A 17,957-nucleotide genomic window follows, 5' to 3' on the forward strand; every position below is an offset into this window, starting at 1 on the left:
GACACCAGATTCCGCTTATTCGGGATTAGCCCTGCTGCCTTAGTAGGGCGTTATGCCAGCTGATCCGCCAAAGACTTCGTCTTCTCAGTCACAACATCGCCAGTGTGCTTTGTCGCTACCGGCTCAATGAGCACGATCCAGCATTCCTCTTGAGCAACCGGGTTATGCATTTTACCTTTGGGGACAACATGAAAGTCACCCTCATTTAGGGTAACAGCTTCCCCCTCGTACTCAATAATGACACTGCCTTTCACAACATAGAAGAGTTCATCTTCGTCATCATGCTTGTGCCAGGCGAGATCTCCTTTGACCTTGGCAACCTTAACATACTGGTCGTTCACTTGAGCGACGACGCGAGGGGACCAGTAGTCAGTGATCTTTTCAAATTCAGAATTAAAATTGCCAATCATAGGAACCTCATAAAAACAGGATACTGACGGTTATATGGGGCTGTTGCAGTCTCGTACAACACAGACAGGCTCATCCGTTGACGTTTGCTTACAAGCCGTTATAAGCCCCTCCATGAACACTCCGAGCCCATCCTTTATCTACGCACCACCCATGGAGCCCTTCCTTGATGTTGTCCATCAGGATGAGCAGCTTCTGGTCCTCAACAAGCCGAGTGGTTTGTTGAGTGTTCCTGGTCGCGCAGAAGAGCATAGGGACTGTTTGGAAAGCCGCGCTCAATCCATCTACCCAACAGCAACAACCATCCATCGGTTGGATATGGATACCTCTGGCCTGCTTGTGATGGCCATGAATAAAGACGCGCACCGTCATGTCGGGCTTCAGTTCGAAAAGCGCATGACGAGAAAAACTTACATTGCCCGCGTATGGGGGCACGTCTCTGAGGATCAGGGAGAGGTTGATCTTCCTCTACGATGTGACTGGCCCAATCGCCCAAAACAGATGGTTGACCATGAGCAGGGCCGTTCAGCACTCACGCGTTGGGAGGTGGTCCACCGCGAGGAAGTGACAACCCTTGTAAAGCTGATGCCAGTCACAGGCCGCTCTCACCAGCTTCGCGTACATATGCTCGCGCTTGGTCATGTCATTGTGGGAGACCGCTTCTACGCAGACGGAGAGGCGCTGGTGTTCTCAGAGCGATTGCACCTCCACGCGCAAACGCTTGAGCTGCGTCATCCCATCGGTGGCGAATACAATACCTTTACAGCTGCCTGCCCGTTTTGGGATCTGTAAGTCGCCAATACCTGCCAGACTCATGGAATTTGTAAAAATGAGTCACATTAAATACGGGTAATATCGTATTTTGTGCAGCCAGAGCGCACTATTCACAAGTACTAGGTGAAACTACCAGCAAATTATTGCAGGAAAAGAACTTTCACACAGTATAAGACAGTGCAGTTGTCCTATAAGCAAATCGCTGGCTATCTCCCGGTTAAAACCGCGATCTCACTCCGCATTAACTCATTGAATATAAAGTGTAATATCACTGATTTTACGAGTGAAAACTGTATGCAATGCTATGCAATAAATGACAAGTTTGATTATTATGGCAATTCAGGTCTCTGAGAGTAGCCTTCAGATTGCCAGTTTTATGACATCCTATTCATATATCTCTGATTTTTGACTTAAGTCATGCGCCTAAAGTACAATGTGACCCAATAATACCTGTGTCGAACAGAAGAGCGGTTTCCTCCCTAGAGCTGTTTTGTGACATGTACGGATAGTTTGTCACGTTTCTGCTTCGGATTTTGCCTACGGAGAAGAGAATGCCTGTCACTAATCGCGAAGAATTAGACGCCCTGGTTGCTCGGGTTAAAAAAGCGCAACGGACTTATGCTACATACACACAAGAGCAGGTAGATAAGATTTTCCGTGCAGCGGCTTTGGCTGCTGCGGATGCTCGCATCCCACTCTCCCGCATGGCGGTTGAAGAGACTGGAATGGGCGTAATGGAAGACAAGGTTATCAAAAACCAGTTTGCTTCCGAATACATCTACAACAAATACAAGGATGAAAAGACCTGCGGTATCCTCGATGAAGATGACACCTTTGGTACCATCACCATCGCAGAACCAACAGGCATCATCTGCGGCATTGTCCCAACCACAAACCCGACCTCTACTGCGATCTTTAAAGCACTGATTTCTTTGAAGACCCGTAATGGTATCATCTTCAGCCCGCACCCTCGTGCAAAGCTGGCAACCAATGAAGCTGCTCGCATCGTTCTGGACGCAGCAATCAAAGCTGGTGCGCCAAAAGACATCATCGGCTGGATTGACGTTCCAACAGTGGAACTCTCCAACGCATTGATGACACACGATGAGATCAACCTGATCCTCGCAACCGGTGGTCCGGGCATGGTGAAGGCAGCTTACTCTTCTGGTAAACCAGCCATCGGCGTGGGCGCAGGTAACACCCCGGTTGTGGTTGATGAGTTTGCAGACGTGAAGCGCCTTGTTGCTTCTGTCCTCATGTCCAAAACATTCGATAACGGCGTGATCTGCGCATCTGAGCAGTCTGTTATTGTTGTCGAGGAAATCTACGAGCAGGTTAAAGAGCGCTTCTCCAGCCACCAGGGCTACGTGCTGAAAGGCAAAGAGCTTCAGGCTGTTAAAGATGTACTGCTGAAAAATGGTGGACTCAACGCAGCGATCGTAGGTCAGCCAGCACCAAAAATTGCTGAAATGGCCGGCGTAAAAGTTCCTGCAGGCACCAAGATCCTGATTGGTGAAGTCACCGAAGCCAGTGAAGCCGAAGCTTTCGCACACGAAAAGCTGTCTCCAACGCTTGCCATGTACAAGGCAAAAAGCTTTGAAGACGCATGTGACACCGCTGAAAAGCTCGTCACCATGGGCGGCATCGGTCACACCTCAGTATTCTATACAGATCAAGACCGCTGCGCAGACCGTGTGAAAGAATTTGGCCGTCGGATGAAGACTGCCCGTATTCTCATCAACTCTCCTGCATCCCACGGCGGTATTGGTGACCTTTACAACTTCTCCCTCGCACCAAGCCTCACACTGGGCTGCGGCTCTTGGGGTGGTAACTCCATCAGTGAGAACGTAGGTCCAAAGCACCTGATCAACAAAAAGACCGTTGCGAAGCGAGCTGAAAACATGCTGTGGCACAAATTGCCTGAATCCATTTACTTCCGTCGCGGCTGTCTGCCAATCGCTCTGGGTGATCTGGAAGGTAAAAAGCGCGCACTGATCGTAACCGATGGGTTCTTGTTCAAGAATGGCTACGCTGATGAGACTGTTCGTGTTCTCAAAGGCCTGGGCATGGAAACAGATGTCTTCTACGAAGTAGAGGCAGATCCAACACTGTCCATCGTTCGCAAAGGTGCCGACCTTTGTAAAGCATTCAAGCCAGATGTGATTGTTGCAATTGGTGGTGGTTCTCCAATGGATGCAGCAAAGATCATGTGGGTCATGTACGAACATCCGGAAGTCGACTTTGCTGATTTGGCATTGCGCTTCATGGACATTCGTAAACGTATCTACAAGTTCCCTAAAATGGGCGAAAAAGCCAAGATGGTTGCGATCCCAACCACCTCTGGCACCGGCTCTGAAGTAACCCCGTTTGCGGTGGTGACTGATGACGAAACCGGCATGAAGTACCCAATTGCGGATTACGAACTCACACCAAACATGGCTATCGTGGATGCGAACCTTGTCATGAACATGCCGAAGTCTCTGACAGCGTTTGGCGGCATTGATGCCATCACTCACGCAACAGAAGCTTACGTCTCTGTTCTGGCAAACGAGTACTCTGATGGTCAGGCTCTGCAGGCTCTCAAACTGCTTAAAGAGAACCTCGTAGAATCCTACGAAATGGGTGCCGAATCCCCGAATGCACGTGAGAAAGTGCACAACGGTGCAACCATCGCAGGTATCGCATTTGCGAACTCCTTCCTCGGTGTTTGCCACTCTATCGCACACAAAGTAGGTGCAGCGTTCCACGTACCGCACGGTTTGGCCAATGCCATGCTGATCTCTAACGTGATCCGCTACAACTCAAATGACAACCCAACCAAGCAGACCGCATTCTCTCAGTATGCGCGTCCTCAGGCAAAATGCCGGTACGGCGATATTGCTGACCATCTGGGCCTCACAACAGCTGGAGACAGCCGTGAAGCAAAGGTTGAGAAACTGGTTGCTTGGGTAGAAAGCGTCAAGAAGGCTCTTGAGATCCCTGCAGGCTTTAAAGACCTAGGTATCACTGAAGAGCAGTTCATGGCGAAACTCGACGAAGTCGCAGTGGAAGCATTCGATGACCAGTGCACCGGTGCTAACCCACGGTACCCACTGATCGATGAGATCAAACAGCTCCTTCTCGATGGTTACTACGGTCGCGTCTACGTAGAGGGCCGCGCGGAGGATGTTGTAGATCTTGCGCAGGAAAAAGCGAAAAAGGCCTCTAAAGCGAAAGCTTAAGCCCAACGCCATTCCTGCAAGCTAAACATTGCGGCTCGAAAAAAGACCCCGGGGCACTTGCTCCGGGGTTTTTGCGTTACAGTGACCAACATAAAGTGATAACTCTTGCATATGGAAACGAAGCAACTCAAGTTCTCCTATCGGGATGATAGCAGCATCCCAACGTTCCCAGATGATGGCCCCATTTCAGTCATGGATGCCCACTGCGGACTTTGCGCAAAAGGAGCTGCATGGATAGCAAGGAATGATCAGGAAGAAGAGTTCAGGATAGTACCGCTGCAGTCCGAACTGGGAGAAGCATTAGCAGCCCATTATGGGCTCGATCCATCTAATCCATTGAGCTGGCTATATCTCGAAAATGGAGTTGCATATACCTCACTGGATGCATTGATCCGTGTTGGGATACGCTTGGGGGGAGTATGGAACATTTTGGTTGTATTGCGAATTTTACCACGATCTGTGCAGGATGCGATGTACGGAGTTGTTGCCCGCAATCGCTATAAGTTTTTCGGTAGGGCTGATTTGTGTTCAGTGCAAAATTCTGAAGTCAGAAAAAGGCTATTACTTTGAAAATATTGGTACTTGGCGGCTACGGGGTCTTTGGTGGACGACTGATCGAACTTCTTTTGAATATTGAGAGTCTCGAGATTGTCGTTTCTGGACGTGATCGTAATAAGGCTGAAGATTTCTGTAAAAAACACAGTGGTGATGCAACACTCACCCCTTTAGCTTTAGATCGCACGGATATTGCTCTCCAGCTACCGGAAATAAAGCCTGATATTGTAATTGATGCCTCAGGCCCGTTTCAGGCCTACGGTCAAAATAGATATGTCACCGTTGAAGCCTGTATTGCAGCTAAAGTGAACTATTTTGACTTTGCAGATGCCGCAGATTTTGTCTTCGGTGTTTCACAGTTTGACCAGCAGGCAAAGACCGCCGGAATTTTTGTAATCTCTGGCGTAAGTAGTTTTCCGGTTCTGACAGCAAGTGTCCTTCGGGAGATCTCTAAGACGATGGAGATACACCACGTCACTGGAGGTATTGCGCCATCTCCATTTGCTGGAGTTGGGCTCAACGTAATGCGCGCGATTGTTGGTTATGCTGGTTCGCCAATCACGCTGTTTCGTGAAGGCAAACGTGCACAAGCAATTGGTCTTGCTGAAACACGACGCTACACGATCTCTGTACCGGGCAAATTGCCCATGAGAAATACCCATTTTTCGCTAGTCGACGTGCCTGACCTGCAAGTCCTGCCACCTGAGCATCCTACAATGCAATCGATCTGGATGGGGGCGGGACCTATTCCGGAGGTTTTGCATAAGATATTAAACTGGATGGCTCGGATGCGGTCAACACTCAGGCTTCCATCCTTTGAACCGCTATCTCCACTTTTCTATCGGGTATTGAATCTCTTTAAGTTTGGCGAGCATAGAGGCGGTATGTTTGTTCATGTAAGCGGTGCAGCGAATAATAAGCCCATCGAACAGTCATGGCATATGTTGGCCGAAGGTGACGATGGCCCCTATATTCCGTCCATGGCAATCGAAGCAATTATTCGCAAAATTGCTGCAGGAGAAATGCCCAAAGCAGGTGCAAGATCTGCGACCCGGGAACTGGAGTTGGAAGACTATAGCAAGCTCTTTGCCACAAGACCGATTAGCATGGGCTTCCGGCAGGATCAAAGGGACGAGCTCAACCCGTTCAAGCAAGTGCTTGGTAGCGCATTCAATCTTCTTCCAACTGCGTTACAGGACTTTCATGGCTCAGGCCAGAAACAGATATGGCAAGGTCAGGCAGTAGTTCAACGAGGCTCCGGGCTACTTTCGAAAATGATAGGTCGTGTGTTCGGTTTTCCCAAAACGAACGACGCGGCGAATGTGCGTGTCACCCAGATTCCAAATGAAAATGGTCTAAGCTGGACCCGGTCGTTTGATGGAAAAGAATTTAAATCTTTTCTGAAAGTGGGTAGAGGAAAAGACAGTTACCTTCTGAGTGAACAATTTGGACCCGTGAAGGTTGCTCTGGCACTCGTCTTAGATGAGGGAAAGCTGCGCTTTATTCCTCGGAGATGGTCTATATTCTCAATACCCATGCCACGAATTTTGCTACCTCACGGAGAGAGCTTTGAGCAAGAGACGGATGGGCGGTTTTCGTTTGATGTCCAGATTTCAGCTCCAGTGGTAGGGCACATCGTTTCCTATAAAGGTTACCTCGAACCAGAGACTTAGTGCCCATAAATAGCCTTTACACCTAAGTAAATGTGGCAGCAAAGCTACAGCAAGTTCTCGGAAAGTTCCGTAGCGTTCAAAGTCTCTTTCGCTGATTGGCGTGTTTTGCTAGAGCTGACTGTCTAGTTAAACAACGTGAGAAATCAATTTTGCCTATGTAATCACCGGTCTCTTTTAGTCAATCATTGTTCTGCAAAAAATACTCTTTTGCGGCGCGCTTTCTGTTGCGCGGATGGTGGCATGAGACCGGTTTGGCCTCGTGATTTCTGGCACTATCCTTGCGCATTTTTGCGCGCTGCTTTCTATAAAATCCTTAGCCTTACCGTGTGCTGTAACGGCGTCATGCTGCGCATCCGCTTTTTGACAAGTGGAAATCCAAAAGCATGTCGAAATCGCTTAAATGCGTCTGGACGCTTCAACCAGAAAACCCACCACACCCGATTATTCCCTGCAAGAACTGCGGTGTTCTTAAACCCTTCAAACCATCAGGGAAGTTCCGCCTCAATGCAAATGGCACCAGACTGGACGCATGGCTCATTTACAAATGCATGACCTGCGATGCCACGTGGAACCGCCCGATTTTTGAGCGTCGCAACCGCAAGCAGATCACCCCGAGCCTACTCGAAGCACTGCAAATCAATTGCCCGGAGCAAGTGAAAAAGTACGCCTTCGACAAAACGGGCTTACCCGCCATCGCTGCGTTAAGGGAAGGTGAAACAATGATCACCATTCATAAGCAAATCGTGGAGGGCACGGCACGGGACTGGACGGTTCTCGAAATCACACTGAACGCAGCAGTGCCCGTCAATCTGAGATTGGACAGGTTGCTCGCTCAGCAGCTGGGAGTGTCACGAAACGCCCTGAAACTACTCGCCAGTCAAGGAGGGCTTCTTGATGGAAACGACGAGCCTCTTCAATTGAAGAAACCTCCCAAACACGGCGCAGTCGTGCGCCTTCAACTTGCTGATCATACTAACCTGAGAACACAAGTGCACTCAGCCTTACTCGCAGATGAATTTGTAGAGGCGTGACATCAACCACAAGCCCCCAGAACAAAGACTTGGGGGCTTGTTCCTACTGAATTGAGGTCGGCAATAAGCCACTAAAGATTACACATCACGTCCGCCAGAATCTCGTAGGTCATCGGGTTCCCCATCTGGCTGACGTTGAAGCGCATGAACTGGCCCATGGATTGGGTTGGGCTGAAAACATCACCCGGGGCAAGAACCATATTTTGCTGCAGGGCTGCACGGGCGAGTTCAGCTGAATCAATGCCTTCGGGCAGGGAGCACCAGAGGTAAAATCCGCCCTCTGGCATCAACCAGGTCTGGATGCCCAGCTCAACCAGATTGGCGGAAACCTCACGCCGTGTTTTGGCAAGGCGAATACGTAAGGCCTCCATATGCTTTCGATAGGAACCATCACTCAGGCAAGCATAAATCAGCTCGGTGGTGATCGGGCTAGGGCCACCGAAGGTCGTGGCCACCTGAAGATCAACCAGAGCTTCAATCCATTCTGGTTTGGCAGCGATGTATCCGCAGCGTGCGGAAGCCGACAATGTCTTTGAAAAGCTGCCAAGACGGATCACACGATCAAACCCGCCCAAGGCCGTCAGGCGCGGCGTTATTTCTGGCAGAAACTCAGAAAATACATCATCCTCAATCAGGATGAGATCATGCCGGGCTGCAATACTCAGGATCTTATGAGCACCTTGAGGAGAGAGGGTGACCCCCGTGGGGTTATGCAAGGAGGTGTTGGAGATATAAAAACGTGGCTTATGCTCCACCACAGCCTGCTCAAACTGCTCACAATCCATGCCTGTCCTGGTGTACGGCACGCTCACAATCTCAACCTGATGCGCTTTCAGGATTGCCTGAAAGTTGAAGTAACACGGGTCACTGACAAGAACCTTGTCTCCGGGGCGCAGCAAAAACCGGCACAACAGGTCAATGGATTGGGTCGCAGAGCCAGTCAGCAAAATCTGGTTCGGATCAACCTCAATCCCTTCTGCCGCAAACTGCCGTGCCTGCAATCGTCTCAGATTGCTGGCCCCTCGTGTGCTGGCATAATCTGATAGCAAGTGATCATCTGCCTTGCTCAAATTACGAATGGCTTTGCGCAGGGATGCGTTCGGCATCCAGTCCGCAGGCATCCAGCCACATCCGGGTTTGAGCATATCCCGTCCTGTGTCCAGCGATTGACGAGAGACCCAGAACGGATCGATCTCCCTGTCCAGATGCGGCCCAATCTCTGAAACCGTAAAGGGCTGCGTTTTCGGGGAGACATAAAACCCGGCCCCTTTGCGGGCAAAGATAATCCCTTCGGCAGCAAGCCGGTCATAAGCCTCAACCACTGTCGAAACGGAAACATTCATTGTAGAGGCAAACCCCCGGATGCTCGGCAGTTTCTCACCCGGTTCCAACGCGCGGCTGCTGATCTTGCTGCGCACCGCCTGCATCACACGTTGTGTTTGTTGCCCATAAGCCATTTTACATCTCACCTGCTGTATTGACGATTGTAGCAGTACAGTTTCTCGCAATTGTATTGTTTTGTGGCTGTTGTGCCTAGCCCCACCTCGCTAAAAAACGGAAAACGGAGGTGAATGATGCAAGCATCACTGGCACAAAGAGGCTCAGCAGGCTGGGGAAACGGTCTGCTCGGTGTCATAATTTTCAGCGGCTCTTTGCCCGCAACACGCACAGCTGTCGCCGGATTTGATCCATTCTTTCTGACAAGCATACGCGCAGTGATTGCCGCATTGCTCGGCATTGCGTTGCTGAGCGTGCTAAGACAGCCTCTCCCAAAACGGCAGGATATCTTGTCATTGGCAGTCGTTGCACTTGGTGTCGTGATAGGCTTCCCGCTGCTGTCTGCATTAGCCCTCGCACAGATGACAGCTGCGCAGTCGCTGGTTCTGATGGGTATTTTACCATTCTCGACAGCCATCTTCGCTGTTTTGAGAGGAGGGGAAAGACCAAAACCATTCTTTTGGGTGTTCTCCGGTGTAGGCAGTCTGGCTGTGGCGGTGTTCGCGCTCTCACAAAACGCAGAAGGCTCACTGCTCGGCTCACTTTACATGTTCGGCGCAATTATTGTGTGTGGCCTTGGATATGCAGAAGGAGCAACACTTTCAAGAAAGCTTGGAGGCTGGCAGGTCATTTCATGGGCACTTGTGCTGGCTCTTCCAGTCATGCTGGTGGCCGCAATCCTAAGTGTGCCTGCGGAGCTGCCAGACAGTCAGTCCACCGCGTGGTATGGCCTCATGTACGTATCTGTCTTCTCAATGCTAGTTGGCTTTGTGTTCTGGTATCGCGGACTGGCTTTGGGCGGTGCAGCGGGGGTTGGGCAGCTCATGCTCCTGCAGCCATTCTTCGGCCTCATGCTCGCAGCGTTGCTGCTCCAAGAGACGATTTCGTCAATGATGATTGCAGCAACAGTCGTTGTGGTTGGCTGTGTGGTCGGTGCCAAACGATATGCATAAATAAAAGACGAGAGCAGGCCAACCAGCAGCGGCCTGCTCTCACTGTGAGATCTATACCCGTCGCAGTATCTGCACGATGGTCGCGCCCGGTTCCCGTAATGGAGTGGTGCAAACGGAAAGCACGCGCCCGTCACAAGGGGCTGTGTACTTTGCAACCACATCGCCGAAAGCGTTTGTCATGGTGGCAACCAACTGGCCTTTGGTCACCTCCTGATTAAGCTGCACCATCACACGCGCAAACCCGCCAGTGTCTGCAGTGATCGACACATCGTCGTTCCCCACATAGCTTTTAATCCCAAGCAGATTCACTTTACCCGCAATCATCCCGTAGTCGATCAAGGTGTTCAAAATGCCCTGAACACCGCGTTGGGTCATATCCGGGTCAAACACATTGGCACAGCCAAGCTCAACCGTGAGCGATGGAATACCGGCCTGAACCAACTCAGTCTCAACTGAACCGTCAATACCATCATCTTCTAGGATCTGATCTGCTGGCTGAAGTGCTGCCAGACGGCACACATCTGCACTGCGAAAATCAGCAAAGAGAAACAACGGAAATGCAGTGCCGGTTGACTGTGTATGCAGGTCCAGAAAGATGTCTGCATTGCCCATGTAAAGATTATGCCAAAGCGCATAAGCATACCGGCTTCCAGCATTTGAGCTCTTCGCATCCCCCGGCATCATGCGATTGAGGTTTGTGAAGGTCTGCGTCTCATTCTGCGAAGGGTAATAGCGTGAGGCCAGCTGCATGCCCGGAGGGTTTGCGCCCGGTACCAATACAACAGTCCCCTTCAGCGTATCAGAGTCCAGGTGTGGCAGGACTTGATGGATCACATCCACCCCCTGAACCTCATCCCCATGCAGCGTTGACTGAATGAACAGCTTTGTTCCCGGCTCAGCACCCTTGATCACGATCACCGGAATACGGTGGTAGTTTCCCAAGGAGTCCGTGGAGGCTTTAAAAAAGAAACGGTGCTTCCCAGCAGCAAGCTCATCAACACTGAGCTTCTCGATGACGGGTACACCATCAATGATATCATTTGTTGTTTTCATGGAAGAAACCTACCGTGCTCGACACAGATGGAACAAGTGAGTTTACATCAAACATCACAATGTTGATTAGCCTGAGTATCTGAAACTGAACATCCCGCCTTCGGGTGTCTGATGCATGATCTGCCAATAACAACTTGAGCCAGGTTTGATTTTTGTATACTTATGTATGCAAAATTGAGGTGCTTCATGAATATCGCAAGTGATCACGCATTTTCCGGCCTGCAAAAAATCTATGACCAAGCTCGCCCGCGCTACCCACAGGATGCGCTGGATCACATCGTGGATCTGTTGGAGATGCCCAAAGGTGCAGAGCAGGGGCATCTATTGGATGTTGGCTGCGGCACCGGAATTTTGACGCGCCAACTTCAAGGGCTGTCACCAGGCAGCGAGTTTACAGGATGCGACGTCAACGAAGACATGCTGTCTCAAGCAAAAGCAAGGGATAAGGCAGGTGAAGTGTCTTGGCATCAAGCCGCTGCTGAAAAGCTTCCGTTCGAAGACAGTGCCTTTCATCTCATCACCGTCGCACAGGCCGCACAATGGTTTGATCGACCGAAGTTCTACCGGGAAGTACAGCGTGTTCTCACCTCGCAGGGGTGTCTGGTGATTATTGAGAACAACCGGCAGCTGGAAGCCTGCGCTTTCATGCAAGCCTATGAAACCTTAATCGAAACGCACAACACCAGTTACTCCAGAGATTACCGCAGGTTCGACTATGCGCAGGAGATGCAAAAGGCAGGCTTTGCTCAGGCAAACGTTCGGCGGTTCCCCTGGTCCCGTTCAATGTCACGTCAAGACTTTATTGAAATGGCCAAATCCTCCTCAAAAGTTCAAGCTGCGATCAAAGCAAGCAATGGCGTTTTCCAGATGGAGCTTGATCAGATCCTGCAAGAACATTGGGGGGAGGACGAGCAAATCGTGATTGATTATTCGACGCAGGTCTTCGCTGGGCATAAATGAGACTGTTGCGATGCTCAGGCAAATCGGCTTGTGCAGCTTAAACCAATGCAAAGACTATCTTCTTAGAGTATCGGGAATGCGCAACTTAAAGGCAATCCACTGAACACGGATAGTGGACACCGCCGGGATTAAAATGGCCAAATGTCCTATCAAAATCTGACCGTCATCTTTGCAGTGGTTTTTTTGTACAGCGTGATGAGCCGACGGCTGGAGCAAAAGCCAATCAATGGAGCATTGCTGTTTTGCATTATTGGTTTTTTGCTTGGCAATGACGGTTTGGGGTGGTTTCAGGTCAAGCTCACCAATGAATCCATCAAGACATTGGCCGAGTTGGCTCTTGCCATTGTTTTGTTTACGGATGCGGCCAAAGCAAATCTCAAGGTCCTTGCCACCAATATTGACTTGCCACGGCGCCTCCTCTTGGTTGGCTTGCCGCTCACAATCATATTTGGCATCGGAGCCGGGATGGCGTTGTTGCCACAACTCCCTGTCATCGAGATTGCAATTCTGGCCGCTTTACTTGCTCCAACGGATGCCGCGCTTGGCAAGGCCGTGGTGACAGATCCCTCTGTACCGGCCAAGATCAGAGGAACTTTGAATGCCGAAAGCGGGTTAAACGACGGCATCTGTGTTCCAATTGTGTTTTCTCTCCTCTCAATTGCAGCTGATCCATCCCTGATAAGCCACCTGAACAAAATGGCCGCGCAATTGCTTGCTGAGCAGATCGGCCTGGGTGTTCTTGTGGGGATTGGCATTGCCATTCTCGCTGGGCAGATCATTGATTACTCTTTCCAGACCAAGGAGCAATCCAAAACGTGGGAGCAGGTGACTGTCGTCGCTCTGGCGATCTGCTGCTTCTCAGTCGCGCAACTGGCAGGTGGCAGCGGGTTCATCGCGGCCTTTGTGGGCGGTATTGTTTTCGGTTGGCTGGAGAAGCCCTACAAAGAGCAACTCCTGGATTCAGCAGAAGGAATAGGAGACTCGCTCTCCCTCATGACATGGCTCATTTTTGGCGCAGCTATCATCGGCTCAGTCCTGCATGAGTTCACTTGGGAAATCCTGGCCTACTCCATCCTGAGCTTGACGGTCGTCAGAATTCTGCCTGTCCTTTTCGTCTTGCGCGGCGAGCCGTTGAGCACAAAAGAAAAGCTCTTTATTGGTTGGTTTGGCCCACGAGGTCTGGCAAGCATCGTCTTCGCTATTATCGTGCTGGATGCGAACTTGCCGGGCAGTTCCGTCATCGCATCAACAGCTGTAACCACCATCGGCCTCAGTGTTATCCTGCACGGACTAACAGCGCATTCCTTCATCAAAGCATTGAAGAAAAAGTAGCAGGAGAGGGGCTGGCAAGAGGTTATCTCGCCAGCTCATCAGATCAGTCGATCATTTTTGCATGCAGTGCTTCGTTATTGGGGAAGTGCTGCAGGCCTTCTGTCCAGATTTCTTTGGCAGTCAGAAAGTCCCGCTTCTGCTCATAAATCGCCCCAAGCACCAGATACGGGTACACATGATGCCAGTTGGACTTGGTTTTCTGCTGCGCCTCAATCATGGACTTCAGGATTTTGATGGAGGAGGCCTCCTGATCCCGCTTATGAGAGAAGCCATAGAGTGTCGCTTTCCCAAGCCATGCGCCCCAGCTGGCCTTATCTTTACTCAGTGCCTGATCAAAATAAACATCAGCACGGGCTGCCAACTCAGCCATCTCGCCTTCGTCCTCCGACATATAGGCCCCATACGTCAGAAGCGTGCCATACCGGGCAATCAGTTCCGGATTGCTGTTGGAGGAAATGTCCTTGTCCAGCAACTCAACTGTCTCTTTGAAGCTCTTGGAAGAAACCAGCTGAACCACCAGCAGTTCCCCATCCGGGCTCCACAGAGAGGTTGTCTTTATTTTACTCAAACCCTGTTGTGGGCTGATATGCTGCTGTGTTGCGCCATTCTTATCCCATGAGAACGCCCAGGGCACCCAATGGTCAGCTAAGGCTGGCGGGCTAATAATCACGCTCATGAAGAGAGCCGGTGCCACAAAGCAAGCTTGGCGCATTCTTTTGATAATATTCATAAAAAATCCGTTGTATTGAGAAAAAACATGGGCTTCTAACCTTCTTATTTCCTGCTGAAAATTACAGGACCTTTATTGACAGTTGTGTATCTAATGATACATATAAGTATCATGTCGATACCATTGAACAACACCACAAAAGACAAACTGCTGGAAGCAGCCGTACGTGTGCTCAACAATCAGCCACGGGCGTCTCTCGCAGATATTGCAGAGGCCGCAGGCGTAAAGCGCGTAACTCTTCACCGTGTTATTGGCACACGTGAGGAATTACTGCGTGACGTGGCCTTGCGCGCTTTAGAACAGATGGACGAAGCGTCTTATGCAGCCATCAAAGGCAAGCGCAAAGCGTTTGAACAGCTCAAAGCCATTGTAGGCGCTCTGGTGCCTTATGCAGATTCCTGTCACTTCCTCTGGAAGAATCCCGACGTGTGGGATGATCCCGAAATTGCTAGAGAAATCAAGCGCCACGACAAGGAACTCTGTGATTTAATTGATCGCGCAAAGGAAGAGGGCGACATTCTCTCCTTCATTCCAAACAGCTGGATCATCGCCTCACTGGACGCTGTTTTATACGCAGCAGCCAGCACATCGCAGGCCGGAAACATCGCAACCAACGACGCCAGCGCACTTGCAATCCAAACCTTGTTTGGCGGCATTACAAAGAAGGTAAAGGGCATACAACCCGTTGGGGTTTAGAGCGTGTTCCGTTTGATTGGATTCAAGCGAACGAAAAGAATTCGCTCCGACAAAGATGTGAGAGTGCGGTGCGTGAATGTAAATGAACGCGGCGTGCTCTAGGAGGCAGAAAGAACAGTAAAGGCCACATCCGGTCAGATAGGAACGTGATGGCTGCAGCAACAAAAATCGGGCGACTGGAGGGGCTGGACCTGGCCAGGTTCATCGCCTTCGTGGGCATGGTGATCGTCAACTTCTCCATCGTGATGGGCGCAGAAGGCACTGAGGGTATGCTCAGTAATATCATCTACGCACTGGAAGGGCGCGCGGCAGCCACTTTTGTCGTTTTAGCTGGCATCGGCCTTGGTCTAGCTGGGATGAAAGGGGAGCTCAATCTCACCATCTTCACCAGTTTCAAACGCGCTGCCTTCCTGCTCGTGCTCGGCCTGCTCAACATGCTCATTTTTGATGCTGACATCCTGCACTACTACGCGTTCTACTTCCTCTTCGGCGTTCTGCTGCTGCCATTGAGCACCCGCACTCTGGGCTGGCTCATTGCGGGTCTGGCCACCACCTCTGTGCTCATGGTCATCCTGTTGGATTATGACGCTGGTTGGAACTGGACCGACCTGACCTATCCCGAGTTCTGGACACCCGTCGGCTTCATCCGCAATCTGTTCTTCAACGGCTGGCATCCGGTTATCCCGTGGCTCGGGTTCCTGCTGTTTGGCGTGATGCTCAGCCGCTCAAACCTCTCCTCCACCAAAACGCAAGATGCGCTCATGTTCGGTGGCCTTCTGGTCTTCCTGTTCGTCAACGCTGTCAGTGCTTACCTGCAACCACTCATCGCGATGGTAGAGCCGGAACTGGCCGATCTGGTGGGCACAAGCCCGGTGCCGCCAATGCCGTTTTACCTGATGGCTGGCATGTCCGTCGCCTCCATGGTCGTCGGAGTATGCCTGCGCGCAGCTCCAATGCTGAAAAGCTTCGGCGTGTTGACCGTCCTCAACCCCGCAGGTCGCCAGACACTCACACTCTACCTCGCCCACATCCTGCTCGGCATGGGCGTGATGGAGGAGCTGGGCCTGCTCGGCGGTCAAACCCCGCAGGCAGCCTTCCTCGCCTCAGCCATTTTCTGCGTTACAGCAGTCATCTACGCCCTCATCTGGAGCCGATACTTCAAACGCGGCCCAATCGAAGCCCTCATGCGCAAAGTGGCAGGCTAGTCTTCACAAGAACCACCAACCAAACCACGCTTGCCACGCCCGCCTCCAAAAGCTAGGCTCCGGTTTTACTCTCGGGAATATTGCAGTGTCTTTTTTATCGGCCCCACCCAAACTTGTGATTTTTGATTGTGACGGCGTGCTCGTCGACTCCGAGCCGCTCTACATCCGCACTCTGCACCGTTTGCTGCAGTCCTACGGCGCGCCGCTCACCTTTCAGCAATGCTGGGAGATGTTCGTCGGCAAAACCAGCCGCGAGGTTGACGCCTACCTTAAAGAGCAAGGCCTGAACGCGCCCAGCCATTGGAACAAGGACTTCCACGAGCAGTCAAACGCGCTGCTGGAAAAGGAAGTCCAGCCCGTTACCGGCATTCAGCAGGTGATTAAACAGCTCGCCAACGCAAAAATCCCCATCTGCGTTGGCTCCAACGGACATCCGTTCACGGTCCGCATGACGCTGGAAATCACCGGCCTGCTGCCATGGTTTGACGGCAACGTCTTCACCGCAACGGATGTCGGCGCCAGCAAACCCGCGCCAGACCTGTTCCTGCACGCCGCGAAGAGGGCAGGTATCAATCCGGAGCACTGCGTCGTCATTGAGGACAGCGCCACCGGCATGAAAGCCGCCGCCAGCGCGGGCATGCGCTGCTTCGCCTACACGCCGGAAAACATCCCAGCACCCCAAAACCTCTTCGGCGCCCACCCGTTCCAATCCATGACCACCCTACCAAACCTGCTCGGCCTCGTTCCGGCATGAGCAGCCCGCTGGTCCCTGAATTCGCCGTCTCCGATTGGCTTGCATCCAAGCGCTTTTATTGCGAGGTGCTCGGCTTTGAATGCATCTACGAGCGGCCAGAAGAAGGGTTTTGTTATCTGCGCCTTGGCCTTGCGGAGATCATGATCGACCAGATTGGAGTAGGCCGAACGTTCGACAATGGCCACGCCCCACAATCCTATCCATTCGGCAGGGGATTGAACGTGCAGATTGAGGTGGAAACCATAGAGCCTATGCTCCATGCACTGAAGCAAGCGCAGGTCTCGCTCTTTCTGGAGCCCGAGGACAAGTGGTACCGCAAAAACAGCAGTGAAGTCGGCAACCGCCAGTTCGTCGTCGCTGATCCAGACGGTTACTTGCTCCGCTTCTGCCAGTCTTTGGGAACTCGCGAGATCTAGGCCTCATGCTGGCATACCCCTCGGTGTCTTCCCGGCCTCCGAGCCGGGATCCATACCCCCTAAAGCTCACGGGAAAGCACGACACATCCATACAAACCCACACACAAAAACGCTGGCCTGCGGGCACAATTCGCCCGGCCGCAGACCAGCAGGACACTCATGAAGGGCTGTGCAAGGGTAGTTGAGGCAGCCCTTGGAGTGCCGTTCACAGTGATCTAATCAAGAGACACAGTTTTCGTATTGACCAATGTTGGAGAGGCGACGCTGCGTGTCGCGTGACCGGAAAATCCTTTAGGGAAGGAGCCGCCGGACAACGCATCAGTTAAAATTCCGCAGGTCTTGTTGAGTGCCTCTAGGCGGTCAGATAATGCATGGTGCAGAGTGAACAAAGCATCACGCTCGCAGCTGTTCTTCATCCGCTCGCTCAGCACCATATGCTGGATGTATGCAAGGTTCTGAAGATCAGAAACAGCAACGTTCACTTCGTCAATTTCATTTTGGAGAGTATTTGTGGCGCCACAGGCGCATGCAGTGTCGTCCATATTCAAAGCCTTCTTTTCTGGCTGTTGAAGATCCGCACGACAAGGAGTTTTCTACGACCCACTGGCGAGCGGGAGGTTAGAAACCTGGAAAAGACAGGCGAGTTTATTCCCTCCCGAAGGAGGTGTTGTATTCACCGCCCTCCCGCTCATAGCAAAG

General features: G+C 51.5%; 17 protein-coding genes. 12 read left to right on the forward strand and 5 right to left on the reverse strand.

Annotated features, from left to right (window positions below; genetic code table 11):
- Positions 1-50: 50 nt before the first annotated feature.
- Positions 51-410 carry a cupin domain-containing protein gene (locus tag PsW64_RS16275; protein WP_063304245.1) on the reverse strand — a complete coding sequence of 120 codons (360 nt, stop codon included), beginning with the start codon at positions 408-410 and terminating at the stop codon, positions 51-53.
- Between the two features lie 151 nt (positions 411-561).
- On the opposite strand from PsW64_RS16275, the gene PsW64_RS16280 reads away from it, so the two are divergent.
- The 5 genes from PsW64_RS16280 (at position 562) to PsW64_RS16300 (ending at position 7,662) form a co-directional block, all read left to right on the forward strand.
- Positions 562-1,200: a pseudouridine synthase gene (locus PsW64_RS16280; protein WP_063304246.1), complete on the forward strand. Its 639-nt coding sequence runs from the start codon at positions 562-564 to the stop codon at positions 1,198-1,200.
- A gap of 533 nt (positions 1,201-1,733) precedes the next feature.
- Positions 1,734-4,403, forward strand: coding sequence for a bifunctional acetaldehyde-CoA/alcohol dehydrogenase (adhE, locus tag PsW64_RS16285; RefSeq protein WP_063304247.1), 2,670 nt, complete (start codon positions 1,734-1,736; stop codon positions 4,401-4,403).
- 111 nt (positions 4,404-4,514) lie between these two features.
- The gene (locus PsW64_RS16290; RefSeq protein ID WP_063304248.1) at positions 4,515-4,973 is read left to right on the forward strand and encodes a thiol-disulfide oxidoreductase DCC family protein; all 459 of its coding nucleotides are present in this window, start codon (positions 4,515-4,517) and stop codon (positions 4,971-4,973) included.
- A complete protein-coding gene (locus PsW64_RS16295) occupies positions 4,970-6,631 on the forward strand; it encodes an SDR family oxidoreductase (RefSeq protein WP_063304249.1) in 1,662 nt (553 codons plus the stop codon). The genes PsW64_RS16290 and PsW64_RS16295 overlap by 4 nt, the downstream gene beginning before the upstream one ends.
- Before the next feature lie 383 nt (positions 6,632-7,014).
- Complete coding sequence (locus PsW64_RS16300) at positions 7,015-7,662, forward strand: DUF1062 domain-containing protein (RefSeq protein ID WP_063304250.1); 648 nt, start codon at positions 7,015-7,017, stop codon at positions 7,660-7,662.
- Positions 7,663-7,733: 71 nt separating this feature from the next.
- Here PsW64_RS16300 and PsW64_RS16305 read toward each other — a convergent pair whose 3' ends face one another.
- The gene (locus tag PsW64_RS16305) at positions 7,734-9,119 is read right to left on the reverse strand and encodes an aminotransferase-like domain-containing protein (RefSeq protein WP_063304251.1); all 1,386 of its coding nucleotides are present in this window, start codon (positions 9,117-9,119) and stop codon (positions 7,734-7,736) included.
- A gap of 117 nt (positions 9,120-9,236) precedes the next feature.
- On the opposite strand from PsW64_RS16305, the gene PsW64_RS16310 reads away from it, so the two are divergent.
- Positions 9,237-10,112: a DMT family transporter gene (locus tag PsW64_RS16310; RefSeq protein WP_063304269.1), complete on the forward strand. Its 876-nt coding sequence runs from the start codon at positions 9,237-9,239 to the stop codon at positions 10,110-10,112.
- A gap of 51 nt (positions 10,113-10,163) precedes the next feature.
- Here the strand turns inward: PsW64_RS16310 and PsW64_RS16315 are convergent, their stop codons facing one another.
- Positions 10,164-11,165, reverse strand: a complete 1,002-nt coding sequence (locus PsW64_RS16315; protein WP_063304252.1) for a succinylglutamate desuccinylase/aspartoacylase family protein — start codon at positions 11,163-11,165, stop codon at positions 10,164-10,166.
- Between the two features lie 186 nt (positions 11,166-11,351).
- Here PsW64_RS16315 and PsW64_RS16320 point away from each other — a divergent pair, with 186 nt between their 5' ends.
- Positions 11,352-12,125, forward strand: a complete 774-nt coding sequence (locus PsW64_RS16320) for a class I SAM-dependent methyltransferase (protein ID WP_063304253.1) — start codon at positions 11,352-11,354, stop codon at positions 12,123-12,125.
- Between the two features lie 141 nt (positions 12,126-12,266).
- Positions 12,267-13,457: a cation:proton antiporter gene (locus PsW64_RS16325; protein WP_063304254.1), complete on the forward strand. Its 1,191-nt coding sequence runs from the start codon at positions 12,267-12,269 to the stop codon at positions 13,455-13,457.
- Between the two features lie 43 nt (positions 13,458-13,500).
- Here the strand turns inward: PsW64_RS16325 and PsW64_RS16330 are convergent, their stop codons facing one another.
- Complete coding sequence (locus tag PsW64_RS16330; RefSeq protein WP_153042382.1) at positions 13,501-14,133, reverse strand: tetratricopeptide repeat protein; 633 nt, start codon at positions 14,131-14,133, stop codon at positions 13,501-13,503.
- A gap of 165 nt (positions 14,134-14,298) precedes the next feature.
- Here PsW64_RS16330 and PsW64_RS16335 point away from each other — a divergent pair, with 165 nt between their 5' ends.
- The 4 genes from PsW64_RS16335 (at position 14,299) to PsW64_RS16350 (ending at position 17,258) form a co-directional block, all read left to right on the forward strand.
- Positions 14,299-14,883 carry a TetR/AcrR family transcriptional regulator gene (locus PsW64_RS16335; RefSeq protein ID WP_208980834.1) on the forward strand — a complete coding sequence of 195 codons (585 nt, stop codon included), beginning with the start codon at positions 14,299-14,301 and terminating at the stop codon, positions 14,881-14,883.
- 149 nt (positions 14,884-15,032) lie between these two features.
- Positions 15,033-16,088, forward strand: coding sequence for a DUF418 domain-containing protein (locus tag PsW64_RS16340; protein ID WP_063304256.1), 1,056 nt, complete (start codon positions 15,033-15,035; stop codon positions 16,086-16,088).
- An 85-nt stretch (positions 16,089-16,173) separates the two neighbouring features.
- Positions 16,174-16,842: an HAD family hydrolase gene (locus tag PsW64_RS16345; RefSeq protein ID WP_208980835.1), complete on the forward strand. Its 669-nt coding sequence runs from the start codon at positions 16,174-16,176 to the stop codon at positions 16,840-16,842.
- Positions 16,839-17,258 (forward strand): bleomycin resistance protein, encoded by a 420-nt coding sequence (locus PsW64_RS16350; RefSeq protein WP_063304257.1) that lies wholly within the window; start codon positions 16,839-16,841, stop codon positions 17,256-17,258. Before PsW64_RS16345 ends, PsW64_RS16350 begins: the two co-directional genes overlap by 4 nt.
- 215 nt (positions 17,259-17,473) lie before the next feature.
- Here the strand turns inward: PsW64_RS16350 and PsW64_RS16355 are convergent, their stop codons facing one another.
- Positions 17,474-17,800 carry a hypothetical protein gene (locus tag PsW64_RS16355; RefSeq protein WP_063304258.1) on the reverse strand — a complete coding sequence of 109 codons (327 nt, stop codon included), beginning with the start codon at positions 17,798-17,800 and terminating at the stop codon, positions 17,474-17,476.
- Positions 17,801-17,957 lie beyond the last annotated feature (157 nt).

The organism is Pseudovibrio sp. W64 (assembly GCF_001623145.1).
In the GTDB taxonomy this organism is placed as follows: Bacteria; Pseudomonadota; Alphaproteobacteria; order Rhizobiales; family Stappiaceae; genus Pseudovibrio.

Excerpts from the sequence above, each read along its gene's own strand:
- PsW64_RS16300 (WP_063304250.1), top strand. The coding sequence starts at position 7,015 with ATGTCGAAATCGCTTAAATGCGTCTGGACGCTTCAACCAGAAAACCCA.
- PsW64_RS16320 (WP_063304253.1), top strand. The coding sequence starts at position 11,352 with ATGAATATCGCAAGTGATCACGCATTTTCCGGCCTGCAAAAAATCTAT.
- PsW64_RS16280 (WP_063304246.1), top strand. The coding sequence starts at position 562 with ATGGAGCCCTTCCTTGATGTTGTCCATCAGGATGAGCAGCTTCTGGTC.
- PsW64_RS16305 (WP_063304251.1), bottom strand. The coding sequence starts at position 9,119 with ATGGCTTATGGGCAACAAACACAACGTGTGATGCAGGCGGTGCGCAGC.
- PsW64_RS16310 (WP_063304269.1), top strand. The coding sequence starts at position 9,237 with ATGCAAGCATCACTGGCACAAAGAGGCTCAGCAGGCTGGGGAAACGGT.
- PsW64_RS16355 (WP_063304258.1), bottom strand. The coding sequence starts at position 17,800 with ATGGACGACACTGCATGCGCCTGTGGCGCCACAAATACTCTCCAAAAT.
- PsW64_RS16340 (WP_063304256.1), top strand. The coding sequence starts at position 15,033 with ATGGCTGCAGCAACAAAAATCGGGCGACTGGAGGGGCTGGACCTGGCC.
- PsW64_RS16290 (WP_063304248.1), top strand. The coding sequence starts at position 4,515 with ATGGAAACGAAGCAACTCAAGTTCTCCTATCGGGATGATAGCAGCATC.
- adhE (WP_063304247.1), top strand. The coding sequence starts at position 1,734 with ATGCCTGTCACTAATCGCGAAGAATTAGACGCCCTGGTTGCTCGGGTT.
- PsW64_RS16325 (WP_063304254.1), top strand. The coding sequence starts at position 12,267 with ATGTCCTATCAAAATCTGACCGTCATCTTTGCAGTGGTTTTTTTGTAC.
- PsW64_RS16315 (WP_063304252.1), bottom strand. The coding sequence starts at position 11,165 with ATGAAAACAACAAATGATATCATTGATGGTGTACCCGTCATCGAGAAG.
- PsW64_RS16335 (WP_208980834.1), top strand. The coding sequence starts at position 14,299 with ATGTCGATACCATTGAACAACACCACAAAAGACAAACTGCTGGAAGCA.
- PsW64_RS16330 (WP_153042382.1), bottom strand. The coding sequence starts at position 14,133 with ATGAGCGTGATTATTAGCCCGCCAGCCTTAGCTGACCATTGGGTGCCC.
- PsW64_RS16350 (WP_063304257.1), top strand. The coding sequence starts at position 16,839 with ATGAGCAGCCCGCTGGTCCCTGAATTCGCCGTCTCCGATTGGCTTGCA.
- PsW64_RS16275 (WP_063304245.1), bottom strand. The coding sequence starts at position 410 with ATGATTGGCAATTTTAATTCTGAATTTGAAAAGATCACTGACTACTGG.